Origin of the sequence: Glutamicibacter sp. MCAF14, assembly GCF_052114325.1 — a bacterium.
Taxonomy (GTDB): domain Bacteria; phylum Actinomycetota; class Actinomycetes; order Actinomycetales; family Micrococcaceae; genus Glutamicibacter; species Glutamicibacter arilaitensis.
In genome coordinates, this window is the sequence record NZ_JBFREO010000019.1 from 1 (window position 1) to 4,631 (window position 4,631).

At 55.4% G+C, this 4,631-nt stretch carries 4 protein-coding genes and 1 pseudogene; 2 read left to right on the forward strand and 3 right to left on the reverse strand.

The window, feature by feature from the left end:
• The first annotated feature begins 818 nt into the window (after nucleotides 1–818).
• Entirely contained in the window at nucleotides 819–1,262 is a 444-nt protein-coding gene (locus tag AB4Y71_RS17885; protein WP_134778943.1) for a MepB family protein, read from the forward strand.
• A 19-nt stretch (nucleotides 1,263–1,281) separates the two neighbouring features.
• On the opposite strand, the pseudogene AB4Y71_RS17890 reads toward AB4Y71_RS17885, so the two are convergent.
• Nucleotides 1,282–2,018: pseudogene (locus AB4Y71_RS17890) on the reverse strand (type II toxin-antitoxin system HipA family toxin).
• Nucleotides 2,019–2,376: 358 nt separating this feature from the next.
• Here AB4Y71_RS17890 and AB4Y71_RS17895 point away from each other — a divergent pair.
• On the forward strand, nucleotides 2,377–3,573 hold the full coding sequence (locus AB4Y71_RS17895; RefSeq protein ID WP_441722737.1) for an IS110 family transposase: 1,197 nt from the start codon (nucleotides 2,377–2,379) through the stop codon (nucleotides 3,571–3,573).
• On the opposite strand, the gene AB4Y71_RS17900 is transcribed toward AB4Y71_RS17895, so the two are convergent.
• Both AB4Y71_RS17900 and AB4Y71_RS17905 read right to left on the reverse strand, forming a co-directional pair.
• Nucleotides 3,538–3,954, reverse strand: a complete 417-nt coding sequence (locus AB4Y71_RS17900; RefSeq protein WP_441722739.1) for a HipA N-terminal domain-containing protein — start codon at nucleotides 3,952–3,954, stop codon at nucleotides 3,538–3,540. The genes AB4Y71_RS17895 and AB4Y71_RS17900 overlap by 36 nt on opposite strands.
• Nucleotides 3,951–4,151, reverse strand: coding sequence for a helix-turn-helix transcriptional regulator (locus AB4Y71_RS17905; RefSeq protein ID WP_441722741.1), 201 nt, complete (start codon nucleotides 4,149–4,151; stop codon nucleotides 3,951–3,953). The genes AB4Y71_RS17900 and AB4Y71_RS17905 overlap by 4 nt, the downstream gene beginning before the upstream one ends.
• Between the last annotated feature and the right edge of the window lie 480 nt (nucleotides 4,152–4,631).

The following is a 4,631-nucleotide window of genomic DNA, read 5'->3' on the forward strand; positions in this document are numbered from 1 at the left end:
TCAAACAACAAACACTTACCGTCAAACAACAAACACTTACCGGTTCTTTACCCACCATTCCAGGCGGTAATTTCGTCCAGCGTTATATTCATATTCTATAACTTCGAATTCCTGAAAGTCAAATCCATTGTTTGTGATTTGAATCGGTATTCTTAGTTCCCATTCTTTTCAAATGTTGTCCACAGGACTGTGGAAAAACCTTGATTTTCTGGGGTTTTGCTGCCGTTTCACATCCGGTTATTTCTTCCGTTTTGTTCTCGGCGACAAGGAAAAACTATACACAGGTTTTGGGGGGTCTGCAAATCGGAGGGGTAGTTATTGAAGGTGAGCGTCACCACATAATTCCCACGCCGTTATTTCTACCTGAAAAATCGGCCCCGCTGCCTACGGTAATTACGATCTGAGGGATAAGTAGTCGCTCGCTACTTAGGGCATCGGACACCTGTACCGATCGAAGACATTGGACTGCACAAAAATTGGGCAGCCATATACAAAGCGTATGAAAAGCGACTCTGCACTTCGCTAAGTTCGCAGTAGTTGACATTCGACTGAGCGAGATGAAGAACCAGGCCGCCCTGCAATGTGTTGGAATCCCACGCGCTGGTCTCGCCGGGAGTGTACGGTCATCAATGGCCTTTGGGTCAGCGCGACATTGCTATATGGCAACCCGGCCGGTTGCAACCATTCGGCTCCACCTTGACCTCACAGTCAGACTAGGCTGTAGGTGCAGTGCTCTTTGTTTTCGCAGGGCACGTGGTACGTACTCACCTAGACCGCGGCCGGTTCCAATGCTGGCCAACCGACAACGGAGCGATGAATTGAAGTACACGGCGTTAGAGCGCTACTGCCGGCTCACCGGACAGAAACACAGCGAAGTGATGTCCGAAGAACAGCAGAGCGATTATCAAGCCGGGATTTCTGAGATTGATGGTCAACTATGGCGAATCAGGACCGCGAGAATCACGCCCACCAAATCAGGCGGGTTCGTTGCCATATGGCGTCGTGACACTACCGGGACAACCGCACCCTATGAATCTGAAGAAGGTTTCCAAGGCGTCATGGTCTTCATCGCGGAAGCCGATCACTTCGGAGTCTTTCGCTTCACTCAGCAGCATCTCGAGCACCTGGGCGTCTTTGCATCAGCATCAGCTCCAGGTAAACGCGGTTTCCGCGTCTATCCATCGTGGACCACAGGGCTCAAGGGTCAGGCGAAGAAGAGCCAAGAGGCTCAGCTGCCTGCGTTCACGGCATTCGGCGAGTAACTAGCGGTATCCAGCCTTCTTACTTCTCCAGCTCCAGGCGCCTAAACCTCAGCTCTCGTTGAGTCCCGCGAATAGGCGATCCGTCAAAGGGGAGTACCTCAAGGTCTACGGTCATCGCCGCTTTCAAGGCGAGTTGATTAGCCGATTGCGCAGCACGTTCGGTGAGCCCGAGTTCTTCTGCAAGTTCTGCCCAGTGTCTCTTCTTCAGATTCTTCGCTTTGCCCGCAACGGTCAACGCCATGGTGTCGTCCCCGTAGATCAAGGTGCAGGGGATGTCGTAGATGGGTGCAATGCTGAACCGGCCCTGTTCGTTTGCCAGAATCGAGGCGTTTTTCCGTGCAGATCCCCATTGCCGGTTAGCCAGGCAAAAACGAACTGCATGTATAGATTGCGTTTGGCCAGTATTGGAGCTTGGCACTGTAGAGCTAACGCCTGAATAACTTGCTCTGTGCTCACGGCATACTTGCTCGCCGGCGGAAGGTTCAGCACCTGCATGGCATCTTCCAGGGCCAAGCGTATTGGACTATTCGCTTCCTCGGTTGCCTTACGATCAAACCTCTCGACCAGCAGGCCCGGTCTGCCCTTAGAGTCCCTGCCTATCCGGTTCCTTGCGACCGGAAGTTTGAGCGCTCGTGCCGCTGCTAGATGCTGCGCCTCGTTCACCACCAAATGCGGGTAGTCTCGAGGATCAAGTTTGAGCAGATACGCGTTGTTCTTGAATTCCACTGGAGTCCTCAGCATGATGGCGCTGATCATGTCTTGCACGCCAGGTATCGAGTGGCGATCTAAAGTACTCGCCAGGAGCGTGAAGTCGAGATCGGTCGCATTGCTGAACTCAGCCAATACAGGAGCCTGCTCCACCCCGTTATCTTTTTGATAGTCCCTAGAAAGAGGATCATAGGGACTGTCGGCCGACCAGTCTCGGCATGGTGTCTTGCCCCTGTCTAACCAATGATCCGGGGGGTGTTGCCACCGAGATTGGGATGGCAGCGTGGTGATTGCTGATTAGGGGCGCGGCGCCAGAAAATGGACGCCTGTCATAACGTGGATGTAGGACTTCGCTACCGACGGTTGGTCGACCTTGAACAGAAACTAGTTCAAAGGAGCACTAGCCATGATCACCACGGACATCGATATTTTCCTCGGACTCGACGTAGGGAAAACCGACCACTGGGCCTGCGCCGTCACTAAGGACGGCACCAAAATCTGGAACAAGACCCTGCCTAACGACGAAGCCAAACTCGTCTCGGTCTACCAGAATCTCAGTGCCAAAGGCACCGTCCTGGTCGTCGTGGACCAGCCAGCTACCATCGGAGCCCTCGCTGTTGCGGTCGCCCAGAACCTCGGTATTCCGGTGGCCTACCTGCCCGGACTTTCGATGCGGCGGATCGCAGATATGTATCCCGGCACGGCGAAAACCGACGAAAAAGACGCGTTCATCATCGCGGACGCGGCCCGCACCATGCCGCACACCCTGCGCAGCATCCAGGTCTCTGATGAGAATGAAGCCACCTTGGGCATGCTCACCGGATTTGATCTGGATCTAGCCAGGCAGATCACCCAAACCAGCAACAGGATCCGCGGACTGTTGACCCAAATCCACCCACCACTAGAACGAATCCTCGGCCCATGGCTGGAACACGACGCGGTACTTGAAGTCCTCGCAGCCTGGCCCACCCCAGCCGCGCTGAGGCATGCCGGCAAAGCCCGGATCGATGCGAAGCTGAAGAAATACGGAGCTCGCCGGCACACCGCGTGGGCTTCAAGCATCATTGACGCTTTGGAGGAGCAGAGCGTCATCGTGGTCGGCACCGACGCCGCAGGCTTGGTGATCCCTCACCTCGCCCGGCAGCTGGTCTCGTTGCATGCCCAACGCGTAGATGTGGCCACGCACTTGGAAACCATGGTGGAGGCCCACCCTCTTTACCCGGTCCTGACATCCATGCCAGGGGTCGCTGTCAGGACCGCCGCGATCATCATCGCCGAGATCTCCGGCAAGACCTTCACCAGCGCCGCAGCGTTGTCTTCCTACGCTGGTTTGGCACCGACCACGCGCCAGTCAGGGACTTCGATCAAGTCCGAGCGAGTCAGCCATTCAGGCAATAAACGATTGAAACGTGCGCTCTTCCTTTCGGCGTTCGCGTCCATCCGTTTCGATCCAGCCAGCCGGGAATATTACGACCGGAAACGAGCTCGAGGTAAACGCCATAACCAAGCACTCATCGCGTTGGCGCACCGTCGACTGACGGTCCTGTTTGCGATGATCCGGGATGGCTCACTTTATGATGTTCCGGAGCTGAAAATAGCTTGACACAGAACATAGGGGCACCCCCCCCCCCCCCCCCGCAGGGACAACGCGAATGTTGCCGGGAGTGTCACTGCCAACAGCCATCAACAGCGTCAGTTCGTCAGAGAGACTGGTTTTAGTTGCATCTTTGAGAACATAGAGTCGATGGCCTTCTGGCAATAGCCCTGAGAAGAACGCAGGCAGCGCACCCCCAGGCCCAACGTAAGGATCCCTGGTCGTCGCCAAAGAAGTAGCGATGGGCGCGCAGCCCTCTGCAAGATAGTGCTTGTCGTAGCGGAAGGCAACGCCGCCGTCAGCTTGTCTGGTTATGCTGCCGGCCAGACTGTCGTTGCAATAGACATCGGCCTGGGTGACTAGCTTGAGATCTTGGAGTTGTGGCATCATTTGGCGACAACGATTCGTAGGCCGAGGACGTTAGCAACGGAAAGCACCGCTTCAATGGAACGGTTCCCCGCGCCTCGCTCTATAGAGCGCAATGTCCGTTCAGAGATGCCGGCCAGCTCGGCCAACTGCTCTTGCGTCAGACCGTTCTGCTTTCTTGCGCGCTGCAATTCGGCTTCAAGCTCCGTGACTGGATCCATGAGTAGCCTCCTTCCGGCAGAATATCGCCGATTGGCTACATTCTGTTCCCAGTCATTCACCACTAGAGCAAATTCGGCAAGAAATTACCGAAACGATAGTTTCTCGACGACTCACAGCAAACCGCATATACAACCGGCACGATACTGTCGATTTCTGGAGAGAACAGTAGCGGATGCCGATACCTGCGGAGGAGCACTCGCTCCACGCTGATTGAGAGCCGATTCAGCCAAGATGCGCCCCAGCCAAAAGGAGCCTCGGATTAGAATGACGGTCAACCAATGCTGGATACGCAATTCCGCGCCAGAGCTACCACTCGTATTGCAGTCCGCGTTAGCTGGCTGCAAGCAGGGTCCTTAAACAGGAAAAGGGGGCCGGGCACCAGCCCAACCCCCACTAACCAGCAAGCCATCCCAGCAACCTGTTTTGCGGGTTAAACAGGTGAGGCCCTGGAACACAATAAGTGTTCCAGGGCCTCAAAC